Source organism: Rhodobacteraceae bacterium D3-12, from assembly GCA_025916135.1.
In the GTDB taxonomy this organism is placed as follows: Bacteria; Pseudomonadota; Alphaproteobacteria; order Rhodobacterales; family Rhodobacteraceae; genus JAKGBX01.
Window position 1 is genome coordinate 162,112 of the sequence record CP104793.1, and the last position, 25,052, is coordinate 187,163.

The following is a 25,052-nucleotide window of genomic DNA, read 5'->3' on the forward strand; positions in this document are numbered from 1 at the left end:
AGAGCGTCAGGCGGTGTCGCCCTCGTCCAGCTCGTTCGCCAGGAACCGCTCGAATGCGTCGAGGTTGACCGGCTCGAATTGGCCAAAGCCCTGCATCCAGACCGAGGCGTCGCGCATGGCGTCGGGTTCGAGCTTGCACCATTTCACGCGCCCGCGCTTTTCCTGCGAAATCAACCCGGCGCGGGTGAGGATGCCGAGGTGTTTGGAAATCGCGGCGAGGCTCATCTCAAACGGGTCGGCCACGTCGGTGACCGCCATGTCATCTTCGAGAAGCATGGTCAGGATCGCCCGGCGCGTGGGATCGGCCAGCGCGGCAAAAGTGGCATCTAGCGTGTCGCTCATGCGCCCATTTGCGCGCATCACAGAAAATCGTCAACCTTTTGGTTGAATATACCAATGCGACGGCGTTGGCGCTAACAGCGGGTGTGGTGCGGCGTTCTGGTGTTTTTGGTTTGGTGAATATGCGATTAAAAACAATTGCTTGCGCTGGAAGGGGGCCGCGAGTCTGCGTGCTTGACTCTGCACCCCGCCCCACATAGCAAAGGCGCAATCGTCAGGTGGGGGGAAACCCATGTCCGAGCCCGGTCCCGAAGAGCGTCTAAAGCAGCTTGAAGAGAAGATCGCGGCAGCCAAAAAGGCAGAGGACGTAACCCGCCATCAGGACGAGCACTATTCCAAGGCCCAGCAGGGGTGGCGGATGGTGATCGAGATGGTGGCCGGTGTTCTGATCGGTTTTGGCATGGGGTACGGGCTGGATAGCCTGTTCGGGACGCTCCCGATCTTCCTCGTGGTGTTTACATTGCTGGGCTTTATTGCCGGTGTCCGCGTCATGATGCGAACCGCGCAGGAGTTTCAGGCGAAAGAATTGGGCGAAAGCCCGCACGAAGACGAAAACGAAGGGGTTTAGACCGTGGCAACCGATACGCACAGCACAGAAGCCGCAGCCCATGGTGCCGAAGGTGGCTCGGGGTTGGTTTTTCATCCGCTGGACCAGTTCATCGTGAAGCCGCTGTTCGGTGACGGCCCGGTTGGGTTGTTTACCGTGACCAACGTGACGCTTTGGATGGCGCTGACGATTGTGGCGATTTTCCTGATGCTGGTGGTTGGCACGTCGCGCCGCGCCATCGTGCCGTCGCGCTCGCAGTCGGTGGCTGAGCTGGCCTATGGCTTTATCTATAAGATGGTTGAGGACGTGACCGGCAAGGATGGTCTGAAATACTTCCCGTATATCATGACGCTGTTCCTGTTCATTGTCTTTGCCAACTTCCTCGGGTTGTTGCCGATGGCCTTTACCACGACCAGCCATATTGCCGTGACCGCGGTTATGGCGGTTGCTGTTTTCCTCGCTGTGACGATCATCGGGTTTGTGAAAAACGGTGTTGGCTTCCTCGGTCTCTTCTGGGTGTCGAGCGCGCCGCTGGTGTTGCGCCCCATTCTGGCTCTGATCGAGGTGATCTCTTACTTCGTGCGCCCGGTCAGCCATTCGATCCGGCTTGCGGGCAACATGATGGCCGGCCACGCCGTGATCAAAGTGTTTGCGGCCTTTGCCGCGCTGCTGGCGATCTCGCCTTTCGCGATCCTTGCGATCTCGGCGATCTATGCGCTTGAGGTGCTGGTGGCCTTTATTCAGGCCTATGTCTTTACCATTCTGACGTGCGTTTACCTGAAGGACGCGCTGCATCCGAGCCACTAAGGGGTCGGAGCGAACCAAACGACGGTGCGCCGGTTGGCGCACCCCCGAAACGACTGAAATGAACGCAATTCCAACGTAAGGAGAAATCAAATGGAAGGCGATATCGCACAAATGGGTCAATTCATCGGCGCAGGCCTGGCATCCATCGGTATGGGTGGCGCAGCTGTCGGTGTGGGCAATGTTGTTGGCAACTTCCTGTCGGGCGCTCTGCGTAACCCGTCGGCTGCTGGTGGCCAAACCGCGACCATGTTCATCGGCATCGCGTTTGCGGAAGCTCTGGGGATCTTCTCGTTCCTCGTCGCGCTTCTGCTGATGTTCGCCGTCTAAACCTTACGGACCATCCTTACGCTCGGGTGGGCCGTAAATAGACGGTCCACCCGATGTAATCCCGGTTCGAGGAGGACGACGACATGGCAACCCAAACAAATGGGGCCGAAGTGACCAGTGCCTGCCTTAACGAGGTAGGCGGCGCGATCGGTATGCCGCAGCTTTGCGGCGAATGGATGGGCAACCAGATTTTCTGGCTGGTCGTCGCGCTTGTGGTGATCTTCTTCATCTTGTCGCGCGTAGCACTGCCGCGGATTGCGTCGGTGTTGGCAGAGCGTCAGGGCACGATCACCAATGATATTGCAGCGGCAGAAGACCTGAAGCAGAAGGCTCTGGACGCTGAAGACGCCTATAACAAGGCATTGGCAGACGCGCGGGCGGAAGCAAACCGTATCGTCGGGGAAGCCAAGGCCGAGATGCAGGCTGATCTGGATACGGAAATCGCCAAGGCGGACGCTCAGATTGCGGCCAAGGCGGCGGAAAGCGGCAAGGTGATCGAAGAGATCCGTGCCGGTGCATTGGACGCGGTTAAAGTCGTGGCCAAAGACGCAGCCAAAGACATCGTTGCGGCGATGGGCGGCAAAGCCGATGCCAAGACGATCACATCGGCCGTCACGGCCAGAATGAAGGGGTAAGAGACATGCGGAGCATAGCAACACTCATCGCCCTTTTGACGGCAAGCCCGGCGTTTGCTGCTGGTGGCGGGGCGTTTGTCTCGCTGGCCAACACGGATTTCGTGGTTCTGATCGCGTTCATCGTGTTCCTTGCTGTGCTGGTCTATTTCAAGGTGCCCGGCATGATCGGTGGCTTGTTGGACAAGCGTGCCGAAGGCATTCAGGACGAGTTGAACGAGGCGCGTAAGCTGCGTGAAGAGGCCCAGAGCGTTCTGGCGTCCTATGAGCGCAAGCAAAAGGAAGTGGCGGCGCAATCCGAGCGGATCGTGGCCCACGCCAAAGAAGAAGCGCGTCTTGCGGCGGAGCAGGCCAAGGAAGATCTGAAGACCTCGATTGCGCGCCGGTTGGCCGCGGCAGAGGATCAGATCGCCAGCGCCGAAGCTGCTGCTGTGAAGGAAGTTCGCGATCAGGCGGTTAACGTCGCGATTGCTGCGGCGAAGGACGTGATCGCCAAGCAGATGACCGCGGCGAACGGCAACAAGCTGATCGACGACGCCATCGCGGATGTACAAACCAAGCTGCATTGATTGCAGACGGTGGGGGCTTGACCCGGTACAATGAAAAGAAGCGCCCCGGACCGGAAACGGTTCCGGGGTTTTCATTTGGGATGCTCTGGTTCTTTTTGGACGCGGGATTGCGGTGGCGGGCCGTTAACAAGACATGGTGTGGACCAATAACGCGGTTTGCAGCCGGGTTTGTTCATCGACGCAGGCGGCATAGCTGAGCAGAATTTCAATGTCCGCCGGTGTCCAACTGCGCGGGGAGCTTTGGACCGCACAGAGTGCGCCGATGGGGTCGTTGAGGGCGTCATGGATCGGCACGCCGAGATAGGCGCGCACGCCCAGATCGGGGATTGCAAGATTCTCGCGTACGCGGGTGTCATCCGAGGCGTCTTCGACGATCAGCGGGCAATTGTCACGTTTGACCAACCGGCAGAAAGAATGGCTGAGCGGGATTTGACGTTTCTCGGCCCAAACCGCGGGAAGGCCGATCTGACTGGTAAAAAACTGGCGGTCCTTTTCCTCCTGCACGATCGAGATGAGCGAGATCGGCACGTCGATTGTGAGGGTGGTCAGGCGTGTGAACCGATCATAAGCTTCGGTTTCGCACCCGTCGACAATTCCGATGTCAAACAAATTGGGCGAGGAACCGAGTTGTTGCTCGGAGGGAAAGGTAACATCGATTGTCATTTAAAGCTCCGTAAGACAGCGGTTTTGACACGATGCCCCGAAAGCTCTTTAGAAATCGTAAATTCACATTTTCTTCACGTATTCTCAACGAGATAGCGTGGTTGCGGGCAAGCCCGAGGCCGTCCGGTCAGCGGGTTGTTTGAGGGCCGGGCCCGGCGTGGTCGATTGCTGGCGGGCGATCATGTCGTTCTGCTCGGCCTTGCGCTGAGCGGCGAGGGCGGCGCCGACGTAGTCGAGGTGGGTTTCAACGGCGGCGCGGGCGCCGATGCCGTCGCGCAGTTGAATGGCGGCGTTGATCGCCTTGTGCTGGTCGAGCAGGTCGGCGCGCCCGGATGGTTCGAGGAACATCTGAGCGCGGTTATAGAACACGCCGCCGCTGAGCAGGTCATACATTGAGCGCATCATATGCAGCATGACCACGTTGTGAGACGCGTCGATGATCGCGAGGTGAAAGGCGGTGTCGAGCGCGGCTTCTTTTTCGGCATTGGGGGGCGTGGCGGCGTGGGCGGCGACCATCTGCTGGCAGGCTGTGTCGATCACCTGCAGGTCGAGATCGGAGCCATAGCGGGCGGCCCGCTCGGCGGCGAGGCCTTCCATGTCGCGTCGAAAGCTGAGGTAGTCGGCGGCGGCCTCGGTATGTTCGCTGAACAGGCGCACGAGGGCGGGCGAGAAGGCCGAGCCAAGCACATCAGCCACAAAGATGCCCGACCCGGCCCGCGAGGTCAGCAGGCCGGAGGCCTGAAGCTCGGCAATGGCTTCGCGCAGGGACGGGCGGGAGACGCCGAGCTTTTCGCTGAGCTCGCGTTCGGAGGGGAGGCGCTCTCCGGCGTGGAGAATGCCGCGCAGAATCAGCAGTTCGATCTGACGCACGACAGTGGTTGAGAGTTTTTCCGGGTGGATCGGTTGAAACGGCATGTTGCGCCCTTTGCTGAATTGGTAAGATGATATGACCAGAGGCGGGGCGCTTCAAGGGTGCGCAAGGGTGTTGGACATTTGCGCGCGCGAGGCCAATGGTGAAACGCGTATTTTTGCCGAGAAAGAAAACAGGCGCGATTTTCAGGTCCGGTTTGAAAGTGATCGGCTGTCTGGAGGCTTGGGTCGGGGCAGAAATGCGGGCAGAGTGGGGCCAAGCATAGGAGGCATGGCATGGCGGGATATTTGACAACGCATGTATTGGACACGGCGCGGGGCTGTCCGGCAGAGGGCATCAAGATTGTGCTTTATGATCTGACCGACGGCGGGCGGAAGGTTTTGGCCGAGACAGTGACCAACGCGGATGGCCGCACCGATGCGCCGATCCTGCCGCAGGAGGCGTTCAAGGTGGGAACCTATGAGTTGGTCTTTTACGCCGGGGCGTACCTGCGCAAGAGCGGGCAGGCGGGGGACGCACCGCTGTTTCTTGACGAAGTGCCGATCCGGTTCGGCATGCGCGAGGCGGAGTCGCATTATCACGTGCCGCTGTTGTTGTCGGCATATGGGTATTCGACCTATCGCGGCAGCTAACCGGCGAGGGTGAGGGCCTGTTTGACGTAATAGGCAACCAAATCGCGATCGAAGGTCTGTAACGACAGGACGCGCAAGCGCTTGCCAGTGCCGGTGAGGCGGGCGGGCACATCTTGCATCATGGCGCCTTGGAGAAAGCCGAGGTCGATGCCGTAGGGCATGGTGCGCAGGTGGCAGAGCGCCTGTTTGCCAAGCGCAAAGCTGGTGATCCGGGGTTTGCGGGTTTCAACAACGCCGGGGTGGGACAGAAGGTAGGCCCGGGCGCTGATAAAGAGCGCACGGTGGGGAGAGGCCATGTCGAGGTCATATTGCATTGCTGCGCCGTCTCTTGGTTAATGATCGGCGTGGTCTAGCAGAGGGCTGCTGACAGCATAGTGTCAGGACGGTTGCGCGGATGCCTTTAACGCGGCGGCGATGCGGGGGCCGATGTAGTCGAGGAACAGGCGTACTTTGGCGTCTTGCTTACGGCGATGGGTATAGAGCGCGGCAAGCTGCACCGGGATGGGCGGCGTGTCGGGCAGCACGGGGACGAGAGCGCCGGAGGCGAGATGCTCGGCCACTTCGAAGGTGGGTTTGAGGATGATGCCCTGACCCGTGAGCGCCCAATTTGTGAGCACATCGCCGTCATCGCTCTCAAACGGGCCGGTGACGGCAAAGCGTTGGACCCCGTCGCCGGTTTGCAGCGGCCATTGAAATTCGCGCGCACCGGGAAAGCGCAGGTTGAGGCAATCATGGGTGCCATCGGTGAGCTGTTCCGGGCTGGTCGGGGTGCCACGATTGGAAAGGTAGGAGGGCGCGGCGCAGAGCAGGCGGGGGCAATCGGCGAACTTGCGGATGCGCAGGGAGCTGTCTTCGGGCGTGCCGAGCATGAACATCACGTCAAAGCCTTCGCCGGTGATGTCGAGCTTGCGATCGGACAGGCGTAAGCGAATGTTAATCAACGGGAATTCGGATTTAAAACCGGGCAGCGCGGGGGCGATGACACGCCGGCCCAAGCCAAGCGGCGCGGCGGTGTAGATTGTGCCGCGCGGGTCGCGGGTGACGGCGCCGACACCGGCTTCGGCCTCGGCCACGGCATCAAGAACGCGGGTGGCCCCGTCATAGAAAATGCGCCCCTGTTCGGTCGGGTTGAGCTTGCGCGTGGTGCGTTGGAAGAGCCGCGCGTTGAGGTGCTCCTCAAGCTGAGAAATCCGCGAAGAGGCCACCGCGGGCGAGATCCGTTGATCGCGTGCCGCCGCGGACATGGAGCCCAATTCATAGACACGCACGAATGTTCGGATATTCTCAATATAGGACATGGCGCGTGCGATCCTGTCATTTTCAGGGATTAATTGAAAGTGATCGGGTTTTTCCAATGGTTCAAGGGTAAAGCGTCAGCCTTTAGGGTTTTACGGACGAAATAAGGGAGTTCGGCATGTTTGAAACGGCGATCCTATGGGACTGGGCCGGGTTTGCGGTGCGGTGGGTGCATGTCATCACGGCGATTGCGTGGATTGGGTCATCGTTTTACTTTATCGCGCTGGATTTGGGTTTGCGCCGCGAGGGTGATTTGCGCGGCGCAGACGGCGAGGAATGGCAGGTGCATGGCGGCGGGTTTTACCATGTGCGCAAATACCTTGTCGCGCCGGAGGCGATGCCCGAGCACCTGACATGGTTCAAATGGGAGAGCTATTCCACCTGGCTTTCCGGTGCGGCGCTTTTGATGATCGTCTATTGGGCCGGGGGCGAGCTTTACCTGATTGATCAGGGCAAGGCGGAGTTGGCGCTGTGGCAGGGGATCGTGATTTCGGCGGCGTCGCTGACCATTGGCTGGCTGGTCTATGATTTCCTGTGCAAGAGCGGGTTGGGTGAAAAGCCGACGCTGCTTATGCTGTTGTTGTTCGCGTTGTTGGTGGTGATGGGCTGGGGCTATGACCAGATATTCACCGGGCGGGCGATGATGTTGCATCTGGGCGCGTTCACGGCGACGATCATGACGGCGAATGTGTTTTTCATCATCATGCCGAACCAGCGGGTGGTGGTGGCGGACCTGAAAGCGGGGCGCAAGCCGGACCCGAAGTATGGCAAGATTGCCAAGCTGCGCTCGACCCATAACAACTATCTGACGTTGCCGGTGATTTTCCTGATGCTGAGCAATCACTATCCGCTGGCGTTTGCGACCAAGTGGAACTGGGTTATCGCGGCGTTGGTGTTCCTTATGGGCGTGACGATCCGGCATTTTTTCAACTCGATGCATGCGCGCAAGGGCAAGCCGTGGTGGACATGGGGCGCGACGGCGGCGTTGTTCGCGGCGATTGTGTGGTTGTCGACCTTGGGGCCGGATATGCCCGCGCCTGAGGAAGAGGTGATGGGACCGGGTGCGGTGAAATTCGCCGAGGCCGAGGGGTTCGAGGGTGTCTATTACATCGTCGCCGGGCGCTGTTCGATGTGTCATGCAGAGGAGCCGGGCTATGACGGGATACTGCATGCGCCCAAGGGGGTTGTTTTGGAAACCGAGGCACAGGTGGCGCGCTATGCCAAAGACATCTACCTTCAGGCGGGGATGAGCGTGGCGATGCCGCCCGCGAACGTGAGTTACATCGAGCCGGACGAGCGTCTGGCGATTGTGCGCTGGTATCGCGCGGCAACAGGGGCCGAAATGGCGAGTGTGGAGTAGGCGATGCAGGTGAGAACAGAGATACGGTTTCTTTTGAACGGAGAAGAACGCCGGCTGGATAGTGTGAAAGCGCGCGATACCTTGCTGGATTTTCTGCGCAATGATCAGCGGTTGACCGGCACCAAAGAGGGCTGCGCCGAAGGTGATTGCGGCGCCTGCACCGTGTTGGTGGGGCGGTTGACGGGCGGTCAGTTGCGCTATGAGCCGGTGAACGCCTGTATCCGGTTTCTGGCGAGCGTGGATGGCTGCCATGTGGTGACGATTGAGCATCTGCGCGGCGCAGATGGCGGGTTGCACCCGGTGCAGCGCGCGATGGTGGAGCATCATGGCAGCCAGTGCGGGTTTTGCACGCCGGGCATTGTGATGGCGCTTTATGCGCTGTGGATGGAGGTTCCACGCCCGACAGAGGCGCAGGTGGAAGAGGCGTTGCAGGGCAACCTGTGCCGCTGCACCGGCTATGCGCCGATCATCCGCGCGGCGATGGCCGCGGGAGAGATTGCAGGGCCGGAGGGTGATCCGTTGTTGGCCGAGCGTGCCGAGGTTGCAGCGCGGCTTGACGCGTTGCGCGATGGGGCGCGGGTTGCGCTTTTGGACGGGTATTTGCCCGCCGATGTGGATGATTTCGCCGCGCTTTATGCCGAGCATGAGACCGCCACGATTGTGGCCGGGGCGACGGACGTGGGCCTTTGGGTGACCAAGTTCCTGCGCGAGATTTCTCCGGCGATATTCATTGGCCAGTTGCAGGGCTTGCAGGAGATTGAAACGCAGGGCGGAGAGATACGGATCGGCGCAGGGGTGAGTTATACCGATGCGGCGCCGGTGCTCTGCGAGGCGTTTGCGCATTTGGCGCCTTATTGGAGCCGGATCGCTGGTTGGCAGGTGCGCAATGCGGGGACCGTGGGCGGGAATATCGCCAACGGGTCGCCCATTGGGGACACGCCGCCGGTTCTGATCGCGTTGAACGCGCGGGTTGTTTTGCGCTTCGGAACGGAGCGGCGGGAGCTGCCTTTGGAGGCGTTTTTCATCGAGTATGGCAAGCAGGACCGCAAAAAGGGCGAGTTTGTCGAGGCGATCGTCGTGCCATTGCCGGACGCGGGCGTTCACCACGCGGCCTATAAGATTTCGAAACGTCGGGACGAGGACATTTCGTCGGTCGCAGCGGGCTTTGCGGTGACGGTGCAGGGCGGGCGGATCACGGCGGCGCGTCTGGCGTTTGGCGGCATGGCGGGCGTTCCGAAGCGGGCGCAGGCCGCAGAGGCGGCGTTGGTCGGGCAGGCGTTTGACGCCGCGAGTTTTGAGGCGGCGGCCAAGGCGTTGGCGCAGGATTTCGAGCCGCTGAGCGATTGGCGTGCTTCGGCCGGGTATCGCATGTTGGCGGCGCAAAACCTGATCCGGCGTTTTTGGGCCGAAAAGGGCGCAGGCGACAGGGCGCAGTTGGAAAGGGAAAGCGCATGAAAGACGCGAGCGAAAGTGAGACACGCGCCATAAAGGGCGGTGCGCATGACTCGGTTGCCCATGAGAGCGCGGTCAAGCATGTGACGGGGCGCGCGGAATATTGCGATGATATTCCCGAGCCGGTGGGGAGCTTGCATGCCTACCTCGGGGTGTCTGACGTGGCTTGCGGCACCATCAAGGCGATGGATTTGAGCGCGGTCGAGACGGCCGAGGGCGTGGTCGGCGTGTTGACGGCCGAAGACGTGCCGGGCGCAAACCAGATCAGCGCGGTGGGCGCAGGGGATGAGCCGATTTTCCCGCAAGAGCGCGTGGAGTTTCACGGCCAGCCGTTGTTTGCGGTGATCGCCACAAGCCGCGATGCGGCGCGGCGGGCGGCTGCATTGGCAAAGGTGGAGATCGAGGCGGATGCGCCGGTGATCTCGGTGGCAGATGCGCTTGAGCGGGATATGCCGCATGTGACCGCGCCGCTGACGCTTCGGCTTGGGGATGCGACGGAGGGGTTGGCGAAATCGGCCCATACAATACGCGGTAGTATGGAGATCGGCGGTCAGGAGCATCTTTACCTTGAAGGGCATATCGCCTTTGCCACGCCGGGCGAGGACGAGGATGTGGTTGTGCATGTCTCAACCCAGCATCCGAGCGAGGCGCAGCATATGGTGGCGCATGCCTTGGGCGTGCCGTCACATTCGGTGGTGGTGAACGTGCGGCGCATGGGCGGCGGCTTTGGCGGCAAGGAAAGCCAGATGAACCTGTTTGCCTGTGTCGCGGCGATTGCGGCAAAACGGTTTGACCGGCCTGTGAAAATTCGCCCCGACCGCGATCAGGATATGAGCGCGACCGGGAAAAGGCACGATTTTCTAGCCACTTACGCGGTCGGATTTGACGACGAGGGCCGGATCGAGGCGGTTGATGCCGAGCTGGCTGCGCGCTGTGGATTTGCGGCGGACCTGTCGGGGCCGGTGACGGACCGGGCGCTGTTTCATGCCGATAACGCGTATTACTATCCCAATGTGCGGCTGCAGTCGCGACCGATGAAAACCAACACCGTGTCCAACACAGCGTTTCGCGGGTTTGGCGGCCCACAGGGCGTGGTTATGGGAGAACGCATGATCGAAGAGATCGCCTATGCCCTTGGCCGCGATCCTTTGGAAATTCGCCGCGCCAATTTCTATGGCGAGGGGCGAGATGTGACGCCCTATCATCAGGTGGTGAGTGACAACATACTTGAGCGTATAGTTGGCGAGTTGGAAACCGATTGCCGCTATCAGGCGCGACGCAAGGCGATCCGGGCGCATAACGCCGAAGGGGGGATTATCCGCAAGGGAATAGCCCTTACGCCGGTGAAATTCGGGATTTCTTTTACCGCGACATGGTTCAATCAGGCCGGTGCGCTGGTGCATGTCTATAACGATGGCTCGATCATGTTGAACCATGGCGGGACCGAGATGGGGCAGGGGCTGAATACCAAGGTCGCGCAGGTGGTGGCCGAGGCGTTTCAGGTTGATCTTTCTTTTGTGAAAGTCACCCGGACAACGACCGAGAAGGTGCCCAACACTTCGGCGACGGCGGCGTCATCAGGGACCGACCTGAACGGCATGGCGGCGCTGGATGCTTGCGAGCAGATCAAGGCGCGATTGGTAGAGTTTGCCTGTGAGAGCAAGGGCGTGTGGAAGGATGATGTGGCGTTCCTTCCCGGCTGTGTGAAGGTGGGCGAGGAAGAGATCGCATGGGCAGATTTCATAAAATCGGCCTATATGGCGCGGGTACAATTGTCGGCGGCGGGGTTCTATAAAACGCCGAAAATTCATTGGGATAGGGCGACCGGACAGGGGCGGCCGTTTTTCTATTTCGCCTATGGCGCGGCCTGTTCTGAGGTGTCGATCGACACGTTGACCGGAGAGTATCAGGTGGACCGCGTGGATATACTTCATGATGTGGGGAAATCGTTGAACCCGGCCTTGGATTTGGGTCAGGTCGAGGGCGCGTTTGTACAGGGCATGGGCTGGCTGACGACCGAGGAATTGTGGTGGGACAGCGAGGGGCGGCTGCGCACCCATGCGCCATCGACCTATAAGATCCCGCTGGCGTCGGACCGGCCGCGGGAATTCAATGTGAAGCTGGCGGAATGGTCGGAGAACCCGGAGCGCACGATCAAACGCTCGAAAGCGGTGGGGGAGCCGCCGTTTATGTTGGCGATTTCCGTGCTTGAGGCGCTGTCGATGGCGGTGGCGAGCGTGGCGGATTACCGCGAATGTCCACGGTTGGACGCGCCGGCGACGCCGGAACGGGTATTGATGGCTGTCGAGCGGATGCGGGGCCTGTCGTGACGGTTGCCGGGTTCCTTGCGCAGCACAACAAGGTGGTGCGGGTTCGCATTGCGCGGGTTGAGGGGTCGTCGCCGCGCGAGGTCGGGGCCGAGATGCTGGTCTCTGATGGGGCGATGCAGGGCACCATTGGCGGTGGCCAGCTTGAGTATATGGCGCTGGATCAGGCGCGGCAGATGTTGCAGCGGGGCGAGGGGCTTGCGCGTATGAACGTTCCGCTTGGCCCCGAGATTGGGCAGTGCTGTGGTGGGCGCGTTGAGCTGACGCTTGCGTTGGTTGACGCCGGTTTGCGTGCTGAGTTGGTGGCAGCAGAGCGCGCGGCGCAGGGTGGTATGGCCGAGGTGCTGATCTTCGGAGCCGGGCATGTGGGGCGTGCTTTGGCAACGGCGCTGGCGCCATTGCCGGTTTCGACGCGCTTGATTGACAGTCGCGAGGCGGAGCTTTCGCAGGTTGATTGCGCGGGTAAGGTATTGACGCCATTGCCGGAAAGCGAAGTTGCCAAGGCGGGGCGCGGGGCGGCGTTTGTTGTTGCGACCCATGATCACGCGTTGGATTTTCTGATCACGGCAGAGGCGTTGAAGCGCGGCGATGCGGCCTATGTCGGGATGATCGGGTCCAAGAGCAAACGGGCGAAGTTTACCAATTGGGCGGATGCAAATGAGCCTTTGGCGGAGGTATCGCGGCTTGTCTGTCCGATGGGGCTTGTCGGGGTTGGAGACAAACGGCCCGAAGTGATTGCGGCACATGTGGTGAGTGAGGTGCTTTTGGCGATTGAGGTCTTCGCAAACATACGTCAGGGTATGGAGGCGGCGCTATGACGGCAAAATTGCTACGCGGGCGGGTGTTGAGCTTTCATGCGGAGCCATCTGGCGGAGATGAAAGCGCGTTCACCTATATCGAGGATGGCGCGTTGTTGATCCGCGACGGGGTCATTGAGCGGCGTGGCAGCTATGGTGATTTGAAGGGCAGCGCAGAGGAGGTGGACCATCGGCCAAACCTGCTGATGGCGGGGTTCATCGACGCGCATATTCATTTCCCACAGGTGCAGGTGATCGCGTCGTGGGGGGAGCAGCTTTTGGATTGGCTGGAGAATTATACCTTTCCGGCAGAGACGCAGTTTGCGGATGCGGGACATGCGGCGCGGATGGCGGCGGCGTATTTCGATCTGCTCACCGCGCATGGAACGACGACTGCGGCGTCTTATTGTTCGGCGCATGCGACCTCGGTCGAGGCGTATTTTGCCGAAGCGGCCAAGCGCAACATGTGCATGATCGGTGGCAAGGTGATGATGGATCGCAACGCGCCGCCCGCGCTGTGTGATACGGCGCAATCGAGTTATGACGACAGCAAGGCGTTGATCGAAAAATGGCACGGTGTCGGGCGAGCACATTACGCGATAACGCCGCGGTTTGCGATCACATCGACGCCGGAGCAATTGGAGGCGGCGGGCACATTGGCGGCGGAGCATCCGGGATGTTTTTTGCAGACCCATGTGGATGAAAACCACAATGAGATCGCCTTTACCGCTCAGCTTTACCCGGATGCGCCGGATTATATGGGCGTCTATGAACACTATGGTCTGATGGGGCCAAAGACCCTGTTGGGGCATTGCATTCATATGACCGACCGCGAAATCGGCGCGATTGCCGAGAACGGGGCGAAGCCGGTGTTTTGCCCGACATCGAACCTGTTTCTGGGCAGCGGGCTGTATGATGATGGCGGGTTGCGCCAGCGTGGGATCAAGGGGGCGATTGCCACGGATGTTGGCGGCGGGACGAGCTATTCCATGCTGCAAACCATGAACGAGGGCTATAAGGTGTTGCAGTTGCAGCGCCAGCAAAAGCATCCCTTTGAGATGTTTCATTGGATCACACGGGGCAATGCGGTCGCGCTTGGGCTGGACGGGCGGATTGGCACGCTGGACGAGGGCACAGATGCGGATGTGGTTGTGTTGAACGCGCAAGCGACGGCAGAGATGCGGCTGAGAGCGGAGACGGTGGATACGCTTGCCGAGGAGCTGTTCCTTTTGATGATCTTGGGCGATGATCGTGCCATTGAGCAAACCTATGTTGCCGGAGAACCGATGAAATGAACCAACTGGAACGCCGAATTGCCGTCGCGAGGGGCGAGATGCCTGCCGATCAAGTGCTGCGCGGGGGCGAGGTATTTTGCGTGGTCACCGGCGATCGGATTGCCGGGGATGTGGCCATTGTCGATGGTGTGATCGCCGGGATCGGGGCGGCGTATGAGGGTGAGACGGTGATTGATGTCAGCGGCTTGACCTTGGTTCCGGGGTTCATCGACACGCATTTGCATATCGAAAGTTCGCTGGTCACGCCCTATGAGTTTGACCGCTGTGTCGGGCCGCGCGGGGTGACGACGGCGATTTGCGATCCGCATGAGATTGCCAATGTGATTGGCGTGCCGGGGATTGAGTATTTCCTTGAGGCGTCGGCGCATACGTTGATGAGCATTCGCGTTCAGTTGTCATCATGCGTGCCGTCGACCGAGATGGAGACCGCTGGGGCGCGGATTGGCGCGGGGGAATTGGCCGCTCTCAAGGATCATCCGAGTGTTATCGGGCTGGCAGAGTTCATGAATTATCCCGGTGTGATTTTCCGCGATCCCGAGGCGATGGAGAAGCTGCACGCCTTTGAAGGGCGGCATATCGACGGGCATGCGCCGTTGCTATCCGGGAAGGATTTGAACGCCTATGTCTCGGCCGGGATCAGGACCGAGCATGAGGCGACCAGCGCCGAGGAGGCGCGCGAGAAGCTGCGCAAGGGGATGCGGGTTCTGATCCGCGAGGGCTCGGTCTCGAAAGACATGCATGCGCTGGCGCCGATTTTGGATGATTTCACCAGCGCCTATTGTTGTCTTTGCACGGATGACCGTAATCCGCTGGACATTGGGGAGCACGGGCATCTGGATTATATGATCCGCAGTCTGATTGCTCTTGGCGTGTCATCGAGGGCGGTTTACCGCGCGGCGAGCCTGTCAGCGGCGGAGGCGTTCGGCTTGAAAGATCGCGGGCAGATCGCGCCGGGCAAACGGGCGGATATTGTCGCGCTGCGCAGTCTTGAGGCCTGTGACGCCGAGATGGTGATGGTTGGCGGTGTGGTCCTGTGCGACGAGGCGTTTGCCGCGCGCAAGGTGATTGCGCCGGTGGGGCGGAATTCGGTCAAAGCGCGGCAAGTGGCCGCCGGCAATTTCCGCACCGGTGGCAACCGAGAAGAGACGGATGTGATCGGCATTCTGGAAGGCAAGATCATCACCGAGCATCTGCACGAGACGATCCCGATCAAGGATGGCGACAAGCGCCCGGATGTGGCGCGCGACCTGATCAAGATCGCGGTGCTGGAGCGGCATGGCAAGAACGGCAATATGGCGACCGGGTTTGTAAAAGGCTTTGGATTGGAGCGCGGGGCCATAGGCTCGACCGTGTGCCATGACCATCACAACATCGCTGTTGTGGGAGCCGATTACGACGATATGGCGCTGGCGGCGAACCGCTTGCAAGAGATCGAAGGCGGGTTTGTCGTGGTCGAGGGTGGCAAGATATTGGCCGAGTTGGCATTGCCCGTCGCGGGGTTGATGAGTCTTGAGCCTTACGAGGTGGTGCGCCACGAGTTGGTTGGCTTGCGCGATGCCGCGAAAACGCTGGGTGTTACGTTGGAAGAGCCGTTCTTGCTGCTTGCCTTTTTGGCGCTGCCGGTGATCCCTGCGCTTAAAATCACCGACCGTGGTTTGGTTGATGTCGAGAAGTTCGAGATCATCGGGTGAGCGGGGGAGCGCGTTTGCGGCTTGGGTGTCGTCTTTGCCAGTGAACCCGACGCGGGAATGTGCCAGAACGCCCCGATGACACACAGCATTCACGAACCCGCCCGCGAAACCCCTGTAATCCATGAAACCGATGTGATCGTTGTCGGCTCTGGCCCTGGTGGGCTTGCTGCTGCGCTGGCGGCGGCGCGGGCCGGTGTGCGCGTCGCCTTGGTCGAGCGGTTCGGCTGTTTCGGCGGCAATATTACCGTTGTCGGGGTTGAGGGATTTGCGTGGTATCGCCACGAGCAGACGGTCGAGGCCGGCGGTATTGGCCGCGAGTTTGAGGACCGGGCCAAGGCGATGGGTGCGGCGGTGCCGGAGAGCCAGTCGCTGAGCTATGAGCTTGATAGTGAAGGGTTCAAGCTGGTTGCGGATGCGTTGGTCGAGGAGGCCGGAATCCACCCGATGATGCACCGCGCCTTTGTTGCGCCAGTGATGGAGGGGGAGCGGATCACCGGCATCATCGTGGAGTCGAAAGCCGGGCGTGAAGCCATTTTGGGCAAGGTGGTTATCGACGCAACGGGGGACGCGGATGTGGCCTTTCGCGCCGGTGCGCCAACGATCAAAACACCGCTTGAGGAGGTGCAGGCGGCGAGCGTGATGTTTCACGTCGCGGGCGTGGACAAGGCGGCGTTCATGCGTGGCGTCGAGGCCGATCCGCAGACCTATAAAGATTGGTCCACCGGCGAGTGGGAGGTGGAAACCGATGGCAAGGAGGACGATATGTTCAGCCCGTTCCTTGCCAAGCCGTTTGAGCAGGCGATCCGCGACGGGGTGCTACCGGCGCATCTTAACACCATCGGCGGGACATGGGGCGCGGTGCATGACAGCGGTGAGATGTCGTATATGAACCTTGTGCATCTGGCGGGGGTGGACGGGGTGGACCCTGATAGTCTGACCCGGTTTGAAATCGAGGGGCGCAAACAGGCGATGCACGCGATTGAGGCGCTGAAACGCTATACGCCGGGGTGTGAGGCGATGCGGTTGAGGAATTTCGGCATGAGCATCGGTATTCGCGACAGCCGCAAGATCGACGCGGTTTATAACATGGTCGAGCAGGATGTCCGCGCAGAGGGGCGGTTCGAGGACAGCATCGGGATCTATCCCGAGTTCATCGACGGTTATGGTGTTTTGATCATTCCGACGACCGGGCGTTACATGCAGATCCCTTATCGTGCGATGTTGCCCAAGGGGGTGAAGGGGATGCTTGTGGCTGGACGGGCGATTGGCGGTGACAAGATGGCCCATGCCGCGACGCGTAACATGGCGTGTTGTGCGGTTGCCGGGCAAGGCGCGGGCGTGGCTGCGGCGCAGGCCGTCCAAAGCGGATGTGATGTGGCCGACGTGGAGATCGCAGCGGTGCAGGATGTGTTGCGGGCGCAGGGCGTGCGGGTTGAGTGAGCCTTGTCGGGTTAGAAATGCGGCCCGGCGCGCGTAGGCTCTAGCCGATCGCTTCGACGAAGCCTGCGAGTTCGCCCAGATCGACCAATTCGGCGTAGCGCGATGCGCCGAGCGGGGGATCGGCTTTCTCCAAATCCCATTCCAACCCGTGGGGCACATAGACGCCCCAGCTTCCGGCGTCGATTGCGGGGCGGACATCGGATTTCATCGAATTGCCGACCATCATAGCCTGTGCCGGGCCGTCGCCATGGCGGGTAAAGGCGGCGTGATAGGTCTCAGGGGTTTTGTCCGAGACGATTTCGACCGCGTCGAACATTTCACCAAGGCCGGATTGCGCCAGTTTTCGTTCCTGATCGAGCAGGTCGCCTTTGGTGATGAGAACGAGGGTGAAGTCAGCGGCGAGCGTTTCCACCGCGGCACGGGCGTGGGGCAAAAGCTCGATCGGGTGGCGCAGCATGTCTTGGCCGGCGGAAATGATCTCGTGAATGACGGTGCCGGGCACACGATCAGAGGTGACGTCGAGCGCGGTTTCGATCATCGAGAGCATGAAGCCCTTGATGCCAAAGCCATAGTGCCCGAGATTGCGTCTTTCGGCTTCGAGCAGGCGTTCAGAGAGGTGATCGGGGTCGGCATAATCGGCCAGCAACCCGGCGAATCGTTCCTGCGTGATCTGGAAAAAGCGTTCGTTATGCCAGAGCGTATCGTCCGCATCGAAGCCGATTGTGGTCAGTTTTCTTGGCATTGCGACCTTTCTGGCATAGACGCCCCCTTTTCTGGGCTGTCTCAGAGGTTATATAGATCGTCTCATGGAGCCAAACCTAAATGAATGGACCCAAATGAAAACGCTTGAGCATATCATGGCGGATGACGCGGATAACGATGACGGGGGGGATACCTCGGTTGTGGTGGAAACGCGCCCGAAGACCAAGCGGCCACCGCTCTATAAGGTTATGCTTTTGAACGATGATTACACCCCGATGGAATTCGTGGTGATCGTTCTTGAGCGGTTCTTTGGCCTGAACCATGCGCAGGCGTTTGAGATTATGTTGACCGTGCACAAAAAGGGCATCGCCGTGGTTGGCGTGTTTAGCCACGAGATTGCCGAGACCAAAGTGGCGCAGGTGATGGATTTCGCACGCCGCCACCAGCATCCGTTGCAATGCACGATGGAAAAAGAATGAGCCGCGTGCGTGCGATGGTGCTGTTATGAGCACCTCCCGACTGAGCCTATACCTTGAGAGTGGCGTTTTCGCGTTGCCCGATGCCGGAGAGATCGCGGTGTTCGGGGCGGCGGCGGGCGATGACCTGAGCGGGTTGCCCAAAGAGCGGTTGCGGCTGGTGGCGCGGATGAAGCCGGATGTGGATGCGCTCCGCTCGGCGGGGTTCAAGGTGGATGTTACAGCGCCAGAGGCCGCTGTGCTTGCGCTGGTGATCCTGCCGCGTGCCAAGGCCGAGGCGCGTGCGATGGTGGCGCAGGCGGTGGATTTGGCCGGTTGCGTGATTGTCGATGGGCAAAAGACCGAAGGGGTCGACAGCATTTTCCGCGATATGCGCAAATTGGCCGAGTGTTCCGAGGCTTACTCAAAAGCGCATGGCAAAACCTTTGTTGCCAAGGCCGCACCGGGGACGTTTGCCGCATGGGCCGAGTCCGGGGCATTGGCGAAAAACCGCGACGGTTTCACAACCGCGCCGGGGGTGTTTTCAGCCGATGCGGTTGATCCGGCGTCACGGTTGTTGATCGCGGCATTGCCGAAAAAGCTGGGCCGGAAGGTTGCCGATTTCGGCGCGGGCTGGGGGTTTCTTGCCAGTGAGATTCTCAAGCGCGACGAGGTCAGGACGCTGGATCTGGTTGAAGCAGATTATCTTGCTCTGGAGTGCGCCAAGCAAAACGTCGGCGATGAACGCGCGCGGTTTCATTGGGCCGATGCAATGCGGTGGACACCCGAGGTGCCGTTGGATGCCGTGGTGATGAACCCGCCGTTCCACGAAGGGCGCAAGGGCGTGCCGGAGTTGGGGCAGGCGTTTATCCGTCAGGCGGCCTCGGTTTTGTCGCCCGGCGGGCGGCTTTATATGGTGGCGAACCGCCACCTGCCGTATGAACAGGCGCTTGGGTCGGTGTTTCGCGAGGTCAAAGAGCTGGACGGTGATGGCCGGTTCAAGATTTTCGTCGCGGCAAGACCGTCTCGCAAGACGCGCTGATTTCCTTAACCTCAGATGAGAATCAGATAGGGGCCACCCATGTCGCTTTCGATTGCCGGAAAAACTGCCATTGTGACGGGGGCCGCCAATGGTGTTGGCCTCGCCATTGCGCGCCATTTTGTCGACAAGGGCGCGAATGTGATGTTCGCCGATATGGACGAAGACGGGCTGCGCCGCGAGGTGGGTGAGGTTGAGGAAGATGGCCCGATCCGCTTTTTCGCCGGGGACCTGCGCGAAAAGCTGACCTTGGCGAACCTGTTGTCGGCCACGATTGACGCATTTGAGCGGGTTGACGTTTTGGTCAACGCCTCGCGGCAGGTGGTGCGGTCGGACCCGCTTAACCCCGATGATGACGCGGTTGATACGCTGATGCAGCAGAACCTGATGACGTCGCTGCGGTTGAGCCAGGTTGTGGCAAAGCGAATGATTAAACAGGCCGATGGGCAGAGCAAAGGGGCGGTTGGGTCGATCATCAATCTGAGCTCAATTTTAGCGACGCGGACCCACCCGGAATTGATGGCTTTGTCGATCTCGAACGCGGCACTGGAACAGATGACGCGGGCGCTGGCTGTGGCCTTGGCCGGAGAGCGGATCAGAGTGAACGCGGTTGCGATGGGCTCGGTGATGAGCGCGTCGATGCAGGAGAAGTTGAAGGCGAGCCCGGACTTCCGCGATGTGATCGAAAAAGGCACGCCGCTGGGCCGGATAGCGAGCGCGGGGGAGCTGGCGGAAACGGTGCAGTTTCTGGCCTCGGACGGGTCGGGTTTCATGACCGGGCAGGTATTGACCGTGGACGGCGGGCGCACCTTGCTCGACCCGGTGACAGCGCCGGCGCATTGAGACGCTTTCAAAGGATTTTCGCTTTATGACCAATGAGATGCAAGACGAGAAGGCTCGCGCGAGCGCATGGTTCCGCAGCCTGCGCGATGAGATTGTCGAGGCGTTTGAAACGCTGGAGGATCAGCTGGACGCGGGGCCGATGCAAAGCGAAGCGCCGGGGCGGTTTGAGGTGAGCGAAACCAAGCGGTCGAGCGAGGACGGGTCGGACGCCGGTGGCGGCGTGATGAGTGTGATGCGCGGCGGGCGGGTGTTCGAGAAGGTTGGGGTCAATATCTCGACCGTGTTCGGTGAGCTGGGACCACGGGCGCAGGCGGCTATGGCGGCGCGTAAGGGCTTGCCCGGCATGGAAAAAGACCCGCGTTTCTGGGCCAGCGGGATCAGCCTTGTGGCGCATATGCAAAACCCGCATTGCCCGGCGGTTCATATGAATACGCGCATGTTCTGGACCCCGCATGGGTGGTGGTTTGGGGGAGGGTCGGATTTGAACCCTTGTCTGGAATATGAGGAGGACACGGCGCATTTTCATGGGGTTCAGAAGACCCATTGCGACCGGCATGATGCGGCGCTCTATCCGCGGCTAAAGGCTTGGGCGGACGAGTATTTTTTCATTCCCCATCGCGGGCGGGCGCGGGGTGTGGGGGGGATTTTCCTTGATGACCATAACAGCGGTGACTGGGCGGCGGATTTTGCCTTGATCCAAGACGTTGGCCGCGCATTCTTGCCCGCCTTTGTGCCGCTGGTTGAGCGGCGGATGGGCATGGAATGGGGCGCGGAAGAGAAGGACGCGCAGTTGGTTCATCGCGGGCTGTATGCGGAGTATAACCTTGTTTATGACCGGGGCACCAAGTTTGGGTTGGAAACCGGGCATGATGCCAATGCGGTTTTGATGAGCCTGCCGCCGATGGCGAAATGGGTATGAATTTCAACCGGTTGTAAGGTTGATATTTGGGAGGCGTGGGGGCAGCCCCAACGCTCAGAGATATTTTTTAGCAAGATGAATGAGGGGGAACAGTGATGAAAGTTGCGATAGTGACAGGGGCGGCGCGCGGGATCGGGCTGGCGACGGTGAAGCTCTTTTTGGAAGAAGGGTGGAAGGTTGCGATGGTGGACTGGGACGCCTCGGAATTGGCGGCGGCGAGTGCGGCGCTGGACGGGGTTTTGCCGGTGGAGTGTGATATCGGCAAGGGCGATCAGGTTGCGGCCATGCTGGCGCGGGTTCAGGGGGAATTCGGGCGGGTTGATGCCTTGGTGAATAACGCCGGTGTGGCGGAGTTCGGGCCGATTGATGAGTGCGATTTCAGCATGTGGCGCAGGGTGATGGAAACCAATTTGGATGGCACGTTTTTGACCAGTCAAGCTGTTGTTTCTGAACTGAAAAAGACCAAGGGGGCGATCGTGAATATCGCGTCTATCAGCGGGCTGAGGGCGTCGACTTTAAGGGTGGCTTATGGCACGTCGAAGGCGGCTGTTATCCAGCTCACTAAGCAGCAGGCGGCGGAATGGGGTGAATGGGGGGTGCGGGCCAATTGCATATGCCCCGGACCGGTGCGCACCAAACTGGCTATGGCAGTGCATAGTCAGGAAATTATTGATGCTTATCATGATGCTATCCCACTTAACCGCTATGGCAGCGAGCGCGAAATTGCCGAGGCGATCGTGTTCTTGTGTTCCGAGAAGGCAAGCTTTGTTACCGGACAGGTTTTGGCAGCCGATGGCGGGTTTGAAAGCACCGGCGTGGGGCTTCCGGCTTTGAGAAGTTAACGGCGGTTTTGGCCGGGTTTTAGCGGGGGTGACTTCCGGCTGACATCCGGCTGTAATGCGTATGACATCGGATTCTTGAATGTGTTAACGCCCTGTTAGGTTAATGGGGCGTTCGGGGGGGGTAGGCGAGAAGTGGAAGTTCGCTGCACAATGTGCGTAGGGCCGTTATGTGGACTTCACAGCACTTCCGTCATAAAGTTCTTTCTGCAAAAAACTCGATTAAGGTACCTGGATAGGGTCGAAAATGCTCGGCCACCTATAGCAAGTGATGCATTCGTACGTGTTGCAGCGATGGAAAGCGAAAGATGAACCATGGCGAATTGGATGATTCCGAAAATGACAAAGTTCTTTCCAACTTCGAAAAGTCAAAGGCGATTGAGGCACTTCTGATCGGGTCAGGTGCAAACCTGTTTCGAGAGTTTGAAAACAGGTTTTCCAAATTCTGTCCATTCGAAGCAATCGGCATGGTGCGTCAAGAGATCCGGCATGCACATTTTCTAAGTTTTATTCTTGACCCCAATCGGCCTCACCCTTTTCAGGATCATCTTCTGAAGGGATTTCTTCAGGAGGTTGTCGCACAAGCTCAAGATGGCCAGATCGATATTCAACCGCTCAATATTCACTGCTCGGATTTCAGTGGCGCTTTGGTCTATCGTGAACGATCCGATATCGATTTCATGATCGAAATACCTTCAACGGCTTTTAGCAGTAAAGCCAAAGGCTTGGTTGTGACAGTGGAGCTGAAGGTGGATGCGTCCGAAAGCAAACATCAACTGCGAAAATACTACAATCAGATAACTGCAGATTATCCCGATGAAGACTGGGAGCGGGCCTTTGTCTTTCTGACCTTAGATGCCACAAGTCCTTCTGAAGAAAACACAAAGAATTGGATACCCGTAAGCGTATTTGATGTCATCAACCGTTTAGACCTTGAGCTTCAAGCGCGAGAGTACACAGGAGAGGCAGCTGAACTCTATAGAAGCTATTCAGCTATGATTAGGAGACACTTGGTGAACGACGAAGATTTGGCGCGATTGGCCAAGAGTATTTGGGCAAAACATAGAGAAGCACTAGAAGCGCTCTATGAATATTGGCCGGATCTGCAAGCCGAGGTTATCGATTGGATTAGAGACAATCCTGCCGAGCTTGTAACGGCGGTGAAGGACGCGACAGGTTTTACTTTGGTGCCAGACACATCCAGTACAAGGTTGTTGCGCTTTGGAGTGTCAGAGTGGGCAGCACTCGACGGATTTCAAGATGGAGACACCGATTGGGTTAAGAGTGGCTCACTAATGGTCCTTGAATTAGCCGACTGGGGGGATGGGCGATTACGGTTCACTTTTGTACTGGGGCCAGGTGACGTTGATGTTCGCGAAGAGGTTTACAAGAAAGTCTTGGAGAAAGTTGACGAAGGAAAAATTAAAATTGGTCGTCGGACAAGCGCGATTAAGAAATGGAAGCACCTCAGTTTTGCTGATGTTCAAACAGCCAAGGAGTACACCAAAGCGGAAGAAAGCGAAATTGACGCTGAAGAGCTGGGAAGAAAAGCAATAAAGAAAATGGCCTCGTTTCTTAAGCATCATTTGCCCGTCTATGACGATCTACTCAAAAAAATCTTCAAATAATTGATGAACCGTGGATTGGTTCACATTGAAGTAATCAATGCCCGCAGCTCGGGTGCCAAGACTGGGCGGGGGTAGGCCTGTACACAGGTCACACGTGCCTACTCGATAAATCACGATCCAAACCATAGCGGTTACTGAAGGATTTAAAGAAAGCGTAAATGGTAGTCATTCACTGCGACCCGAGCCAAGGTCCGCTTTGAGCCGTTTTTCAGATTCTGAAATGTAATGACATAACGCGCAAAGATCGTTCTTCCAGCCCTTCGTTCCCGCGGCGCTCTTTTACGTTTGGCCGCGGCTACACGGTCTGCGCTTGGCAGTGCGGGCCACCGCGTTTCAAAGCTGCGTGCTCGCGTGCGCTTTGAACGTGACCTGCGCCCCAAGTTCCCTCCATCTTTGCGCGGAGTCCTTAGGGTTAAATCTTTGGCGTTAAGCCGCCATCTTGTCCATTGCCTTTCTCTGCAAAAATTTCATCGGTGTCAGGTTGCCCAAGGCTGAATGTGGTCTGCGCCAATTGTAATCTTCCTGCCATTGTTCCAACATTTGTCTTGCATCCAGCAATGTGCCGAACAGTGTTTCGTTGAGGCATTCATCTCTGAGTTTGCCGTTGAAGCTTTCGATGAAACCGTTCTGCTGGGGCTTGCCTGGCGCGATGTAGTGCCAATCAATGACGGTATCCTGCACCCATTTGAGGATCGCCATGCTGGTGAACTCGGTTCCATTGTCCGAGACAATCGTCTTTGGCATGCCACGCTCAGCGATGATGCGGTCCAGCTCACGCGCAACCCGTTGGCCCGACAATGATGTGTCCGCAACCAGCACCAGGTTCTCTCGACTGTAATCATCCACGACCGCTAAGATGCGGAAGCGGCGACCATCCGTCAGCGCGTCAGATACAAAGTCCAAGCTCCAGCGTTGGTTTGGGCCATCCGGCAGCACCATCGGCTTTCTTGTACCCAATGCGCGCTTCCTGCCGCCTCTGCGCCGCACCTGCAGCTTCTCCTCGCGATAGATACGCCTGACCTTCTTATGGTTCACCTCAAAGCCTTCTCGCGCAATCATTACATGGATCCGACGGCAACCAAACCGACGCCGTTCCCTCGAAACGCGCTTGATGGCATCTCGCAGTTCAGCATCATCGCCACGTCGCGACAGATATCGTATCGTGGATCGATCAATCTGTAGCACATCACACGCCCGCCGCTGGCTGACCTGATGTTGCTCCATCAGGTGCGCCACAGCTTTCCGCTTCACGGCGGGCGTCACCATTTTTTTGAGTTGATGTCTCGCAACATTGCGTTGTCCAACATCTGTTCTGCCAACAGCTTCTTCAGCTTGCCGTTCTCGTCTTCCAACGCTCGCAACCGCTTCGCGTCAGACGGCTCCATACCACCATACTTCGATTTGTATTTGTAGAACGTCGCCGAGCTGATCCCGTGCCGCCGACATACATCAGCAGTCTTCTCGCCAGATTCCTGTTCCTTGATCATCGCTATGATCTGTTCGTCCGTAAATCGTGCCTTCATTTGTCCGTCCTTTTGTTGGCCGGACTCTACACAAATCTGGAGGAGATTCAGGGGCTCAG

At 59.1% G+C, this 25,052-nt stretch carries 26 protein-coding genes; 19 read left to right on the forward strand and 7 right to left on the reverse strand.

From position 1 onward, the window contains the following. Window positions 1-6: 6 nt before the first annotated feature. Window positions 7-342 carry a metalloregulator ArsR/SmtB family transcription factor gene (locus N4R57_00770; GenBank protein ID UYV37688.1) on the reverse strand — a complete coding sequence of 112 codons (336 nt, stop codon included), beginning with the start codon at window positions 340-342 and terminating at the stop codon, window positions 7-9. Between the two features lie 229 nt (window positions 343-571). On the opposite strand from N4R57_00770, the gene N4R57_00775 reads away from it, so the two are divergent. From N4R57_00775 to N4R57_00795, 5 genes are all read left to right on the forward strand, one after another. Then, entirely contained in the window at window positions 572-907 is a 336-nt protein-coding gene (locus N4R57_00775) for an AtpZ/AtpI family protein (protein UYV37689.1), read from the forward strand. 3 nt (window positions 908-910) lie between these two features. Further along, on the forward strand, window positions 911-1,693 hold the full coding sequence (locus N4R57_00780; GenBank protein ID UYV37690.1) for a F0F1 ATP synthase subunit A: 783 nt from the start codon (window positions 911-913) through the stop codon (window positions 1,691-1,693). Window positions 1,694-1,783: 90 nt separating this feature from the next. Further along, window positions 1,784-2,020: a F0F1 ATP synthase subunit C gene (locus tag N4R57_00785; protein ID UYV37691.1), complete on the forward strand. Its 237-nt coding sequence runs from the start codon at window positions 1,784-1,786 to the stop codon at window positions 2,018-2,020. Between the two features lie 83 nt (window positions 2,021-2,103). Then, entirely contained in the window at window positions 2,104-2,655 is a 552-nt protein-coding gene (locus tag N4R57_00790; protein UYV37692.1) for a F0F1 ATP synthase subunit B', read from the forward strand. A gap of 5 nt (window positions 2,656-2,660) precedes the next feature. Continuing rightward, window positions 2,661-3,221 (forward strand): F0F1 ATP synthase subunit B, encoded by a 561-nt coding sequence (locus N4R57_00795; protein ID UYV37693.1) that lies wholly within the window; start codon window positions 2,661-2,663, stop codon window positions 3,219-3,221. Between the two features lie 123 nt (window positions 3,222-3,344). On the opposite strand, the gene N4R57_00800 is transcribed toward N4R57_00795, so the two are convergent. Both N4R57_00800 and N4R57_00805 read right to left on the reverse strand, forming a co-directional pair. Next, window positions 3,345-3,884, reverse strand: a complete 540-nt coding sequence (locus N4R57_00800) for a GAF domain-containing protein (protein UYV37694.1) — start codon at window positions 3,882-3,884, stop codon at window positions 3,345-3,347. An 84-nt stretch (window positions 3,885-3,968) separates the two neighbouring features. Further along, window positions 3,969-4,799: a FadR family transcriptional regulator gene (locus N4R57_00805; GenBank protein ID UYV37695.1), complete on the reverse strand. Its 831-nt coding sequence runs from the start codon at window positions 4,797-4,799 to the stop codon at window positions 3,969-3,971. 231 nt (window positions 4,800-5,030) lie between these two features. Here N4R57_00805 and uraH point away from each other — a divergent pair, with 231 nt between their 5' ends. Then, window positions 5,031-5,387 carry a hydroxyisourate hydrolase gene (gene uraH / locus N4R57_00810; GenBank protein UYV37696.1) on the forward strand — a complete coding sequence of 119 codons (357 nt, stop codon included), beginning with the start codon at window positions 5,031-5,033 and terminating at the stop codon, window positions 5,385-5,387. On the opposite strand, the gene N4R57_00815 is transcribed toward uraH, so the two are convergent. Together N4R57_00815 and N4R57_00820 are read right to left on the reverse strand one after the other, a co-directional pair. Further along, window positions 5,384-5,701 (reverse strand): hypothetical protein, encoded by a 318-nt coding sequence (locus N4R57_00815; GenBank protein ID UYV37697.1) that lies wholly within the window; start codon window positions 5,699-5,701, stop codon window positions 5,384-5,386. The two genes, uraH and N4R57_00815, sit on opposite strands and share 4 nt — an antisense overlap. A 63-nt stretch (window positions 5,702-5,764) precedes the next feature. Beyond that, entirely contained in the window at window positions 5,765-6,685 is a 921-nt protein-coding gene (locus N4R57_00820) for a LysR family transcriptional regulator (protein UYV37698.1), read from the reverse strand. 116 nt (window positions 6,686-6,801) lie between these two features. Here N4R57_00820 and N4R57_00825 point away from each other — a divergent pair, with 116 nt between their 5' ends. From N4R57_00825 to N4R57_00855, 7 genes are all read left to right on the forward strand, one after another. Then, window positions 6,802-8,043 carry a urate hydroxylase PuuD gene (locus N4R57_00825; protein UYV37699.1) on the forward strand — a complete coding sequence of 414 codons (1,242 nt, stop codon included), beginning with the start codon at window positions 6,802-6,804 and terminating at the stop codon, window positions 8,041-8,043. Window positions 8,044-8,046: 3 nt separating this feature from the next. Beyond that, window positions 8,047-9,498, forward strand: a complete 1,452-nt coding sequence (gene xdhA / locus N4R57_00830; GenBank protein ID UYV37700.1) for a xanthine dehydrogenase small subunit — start codon at window positions 8,047-8,049, stop codon at window positions 9,496-9,498. After that, complete coding sequence (gene xdhB / locus N4R57_00835; protein UYV37701.1) at window positions 9,495-11,825, forward strand: xanthine dehydrogenase molybdopterin binding subunit; 2,331 nt, start codon at window positions 9,495-9,497, stop codon at window positions 11,823-11,825. The genes xdhA and xdhB overlap by 4 nt, the downstream gene beginning before the upstream one ends. Then, window positions 11,750-12,640 (forward strand): xanthine dehydrogenase accessory protein XdhC, encoded by an 891-nt coding sequence (gene xdhC / locus N4R57_00840; GenBank protein ID UYV37702.1) that lies wholly within the window; start codon window positions 11,750-11,752, stop codon window positions 12,638-12,640. Before xdhB ends, xdhC begins: the two co-directional genes overlap by 76 nt. Beyond that, window positions 12,637-13,914, forward strand: a complete 1,278-nt coding sequence (gene guaD, locus N4R57_00845) for a guanine deaminase (protein UYV37703.1) — start codon at window positions 12,637-12,639, stop codon at window positions 13,912-13,914. The genes xdhC and guaD overlap by 4 nt, the downstream gene beginning before the upstream one ends. Further along, a complete protein-coding gene (gene ade / locus N4R57_00850) occupies window positions 13,911-15,605 on the forward strand; it encodes an adenine deaminase (GenBank protein ID UYV37704.1) in 1,695 nt (564 codons plus the stop codon). Before guaD ends, ade begins: the two co-directional genes overlap by 4 nt. 75 nt (window positions 15,606-15,680) lie before the next feature. Further along, complete coding sequence (locus N4R57_00855; GenBank protein UYV37705.1) at window positions 15,681-17,045, forward strand: FAD-dependent oxidoreductase; 1,365 nt, start codon at window positions 15,681-15,683, stop codon at window positions 17,043-17,045. 40 nt (window positions 17,046-17,085) lie between these two features. On the opposite strand, the gene N4R57_00860 is transcribed toward N4R57_00855, so the two are convergent. Continuing rightward, window positions 17,086-17,787 (reverse strand): HAD family hydrolase, encoded by a 702-nt coding sequence (locus N4R57_00860; GenBank protein UYV37706.1) that lies wholly within the window; start codon window positions 17,785-17,787, stop codon window positions 17,086-17,088. Between the two features lie 94 nt (window positions 17,788-17,881). On the opposite strand from N4R57_00860, the gene clpS reads away from it, so the two are divergent. The 6 genes from clpS to N4R57_00890 all read left to right on the forward strand — a co-directional run bounded on the left by clpS (window position 17,882) and on the right by N4R57_00890 (window position 23,470). Then, the gene (gene clpS / locus N4R57_00865) at window positions 17,882-18,226 is read left to right on the forward strand and encodes an ATP-dependent Clp protease adapter ClpS (GenBank protein UYV37707.1); all 345 of its coding nucleotides are present in this window, start codon (window positions 17,882-17,884) and stop codon (window positions 18,224-18,226) included. A 25-nt stretch (window positions 18,227-18,251) separates the two neighbouring features. Beyond that, window positions 18,252-19,244, forward strand: coding sequence for a class I SAM-dependent methyltransferase (locus tag N4R57_00870; protein ID UYV37708.1), 993 nt, complete (start codon window positions 18,252-18,254; stop codon window positions 19,242-19,244). 39 nt (window positions 19,245-19,283) lie between these two features. Further along, window positions 19,284-20,084, forward strand: coding sequence for an SDR family oxidoreductase (locus tag N4R57_00875; protein ID UYV37709.1), 801 nt, complete (start codon window positions 19,284-19,286; stop codon window positions 20,082-20,084). Between the two features lie 25 nt (window positions 20,085-20,109). Then, a complete protein-coding gene (gene hemF, locus N4R57_00880) occupies window positions 20,110-21,003 on the forward strand; it encodes an oxygen-dependent coproporphyrinogen oxidase (GenBank protein UYV37710.1) in 894 nt (297 codons plus the stop codon). A gap of 95 nt (window positions 21,004-21,098) precedes the next feature. Next, on the forward strand, window positions 21,099-21,845 hold the full coding sequence (locus N4R57_00885; GenBank protein ID UYV37711.1) for an SDR family oxidoreductase: 747 nt from the start codon (window positions 21,099-21,101) through the stop codon (window positions 21,843-21,845). A 305-nt stretch (window positions 21,846-22,150) separates the two neighbouring features. Continuing rightward, window positions 22,151-23,470 (forward strand): PD-(D/E)XK nuclease family protein, encoded by a 1,320-nt coding sequence (locus tag N4R57_00890; protein UYV37712.1) that lies wholly within the window; start codon window positions 22,151-22,153, stop codon window positions 23,468-23,470. A 426-nt stretch (window positions 23,471-23,896) separates the two neighbouring features. Here the strand turns inward: N4R57_00890 and N4R57_00895 are convergent. Then, window positions 23,897-24,993 (reverse strand): IS3 family transposase gene (locus N4R57_00895; protein ID UYV37713.1). Its coding sequence is split into 2 segments (ribosomal slippage): window positions 23,897-24,744 and window positions 24,744-24,993, totalling 1,098 coding nucleotides; the frame shifts between segments, so codons are not numbered across the junction. Window positions 24,994-25,052: the final 59 nt, after the last annotated feature.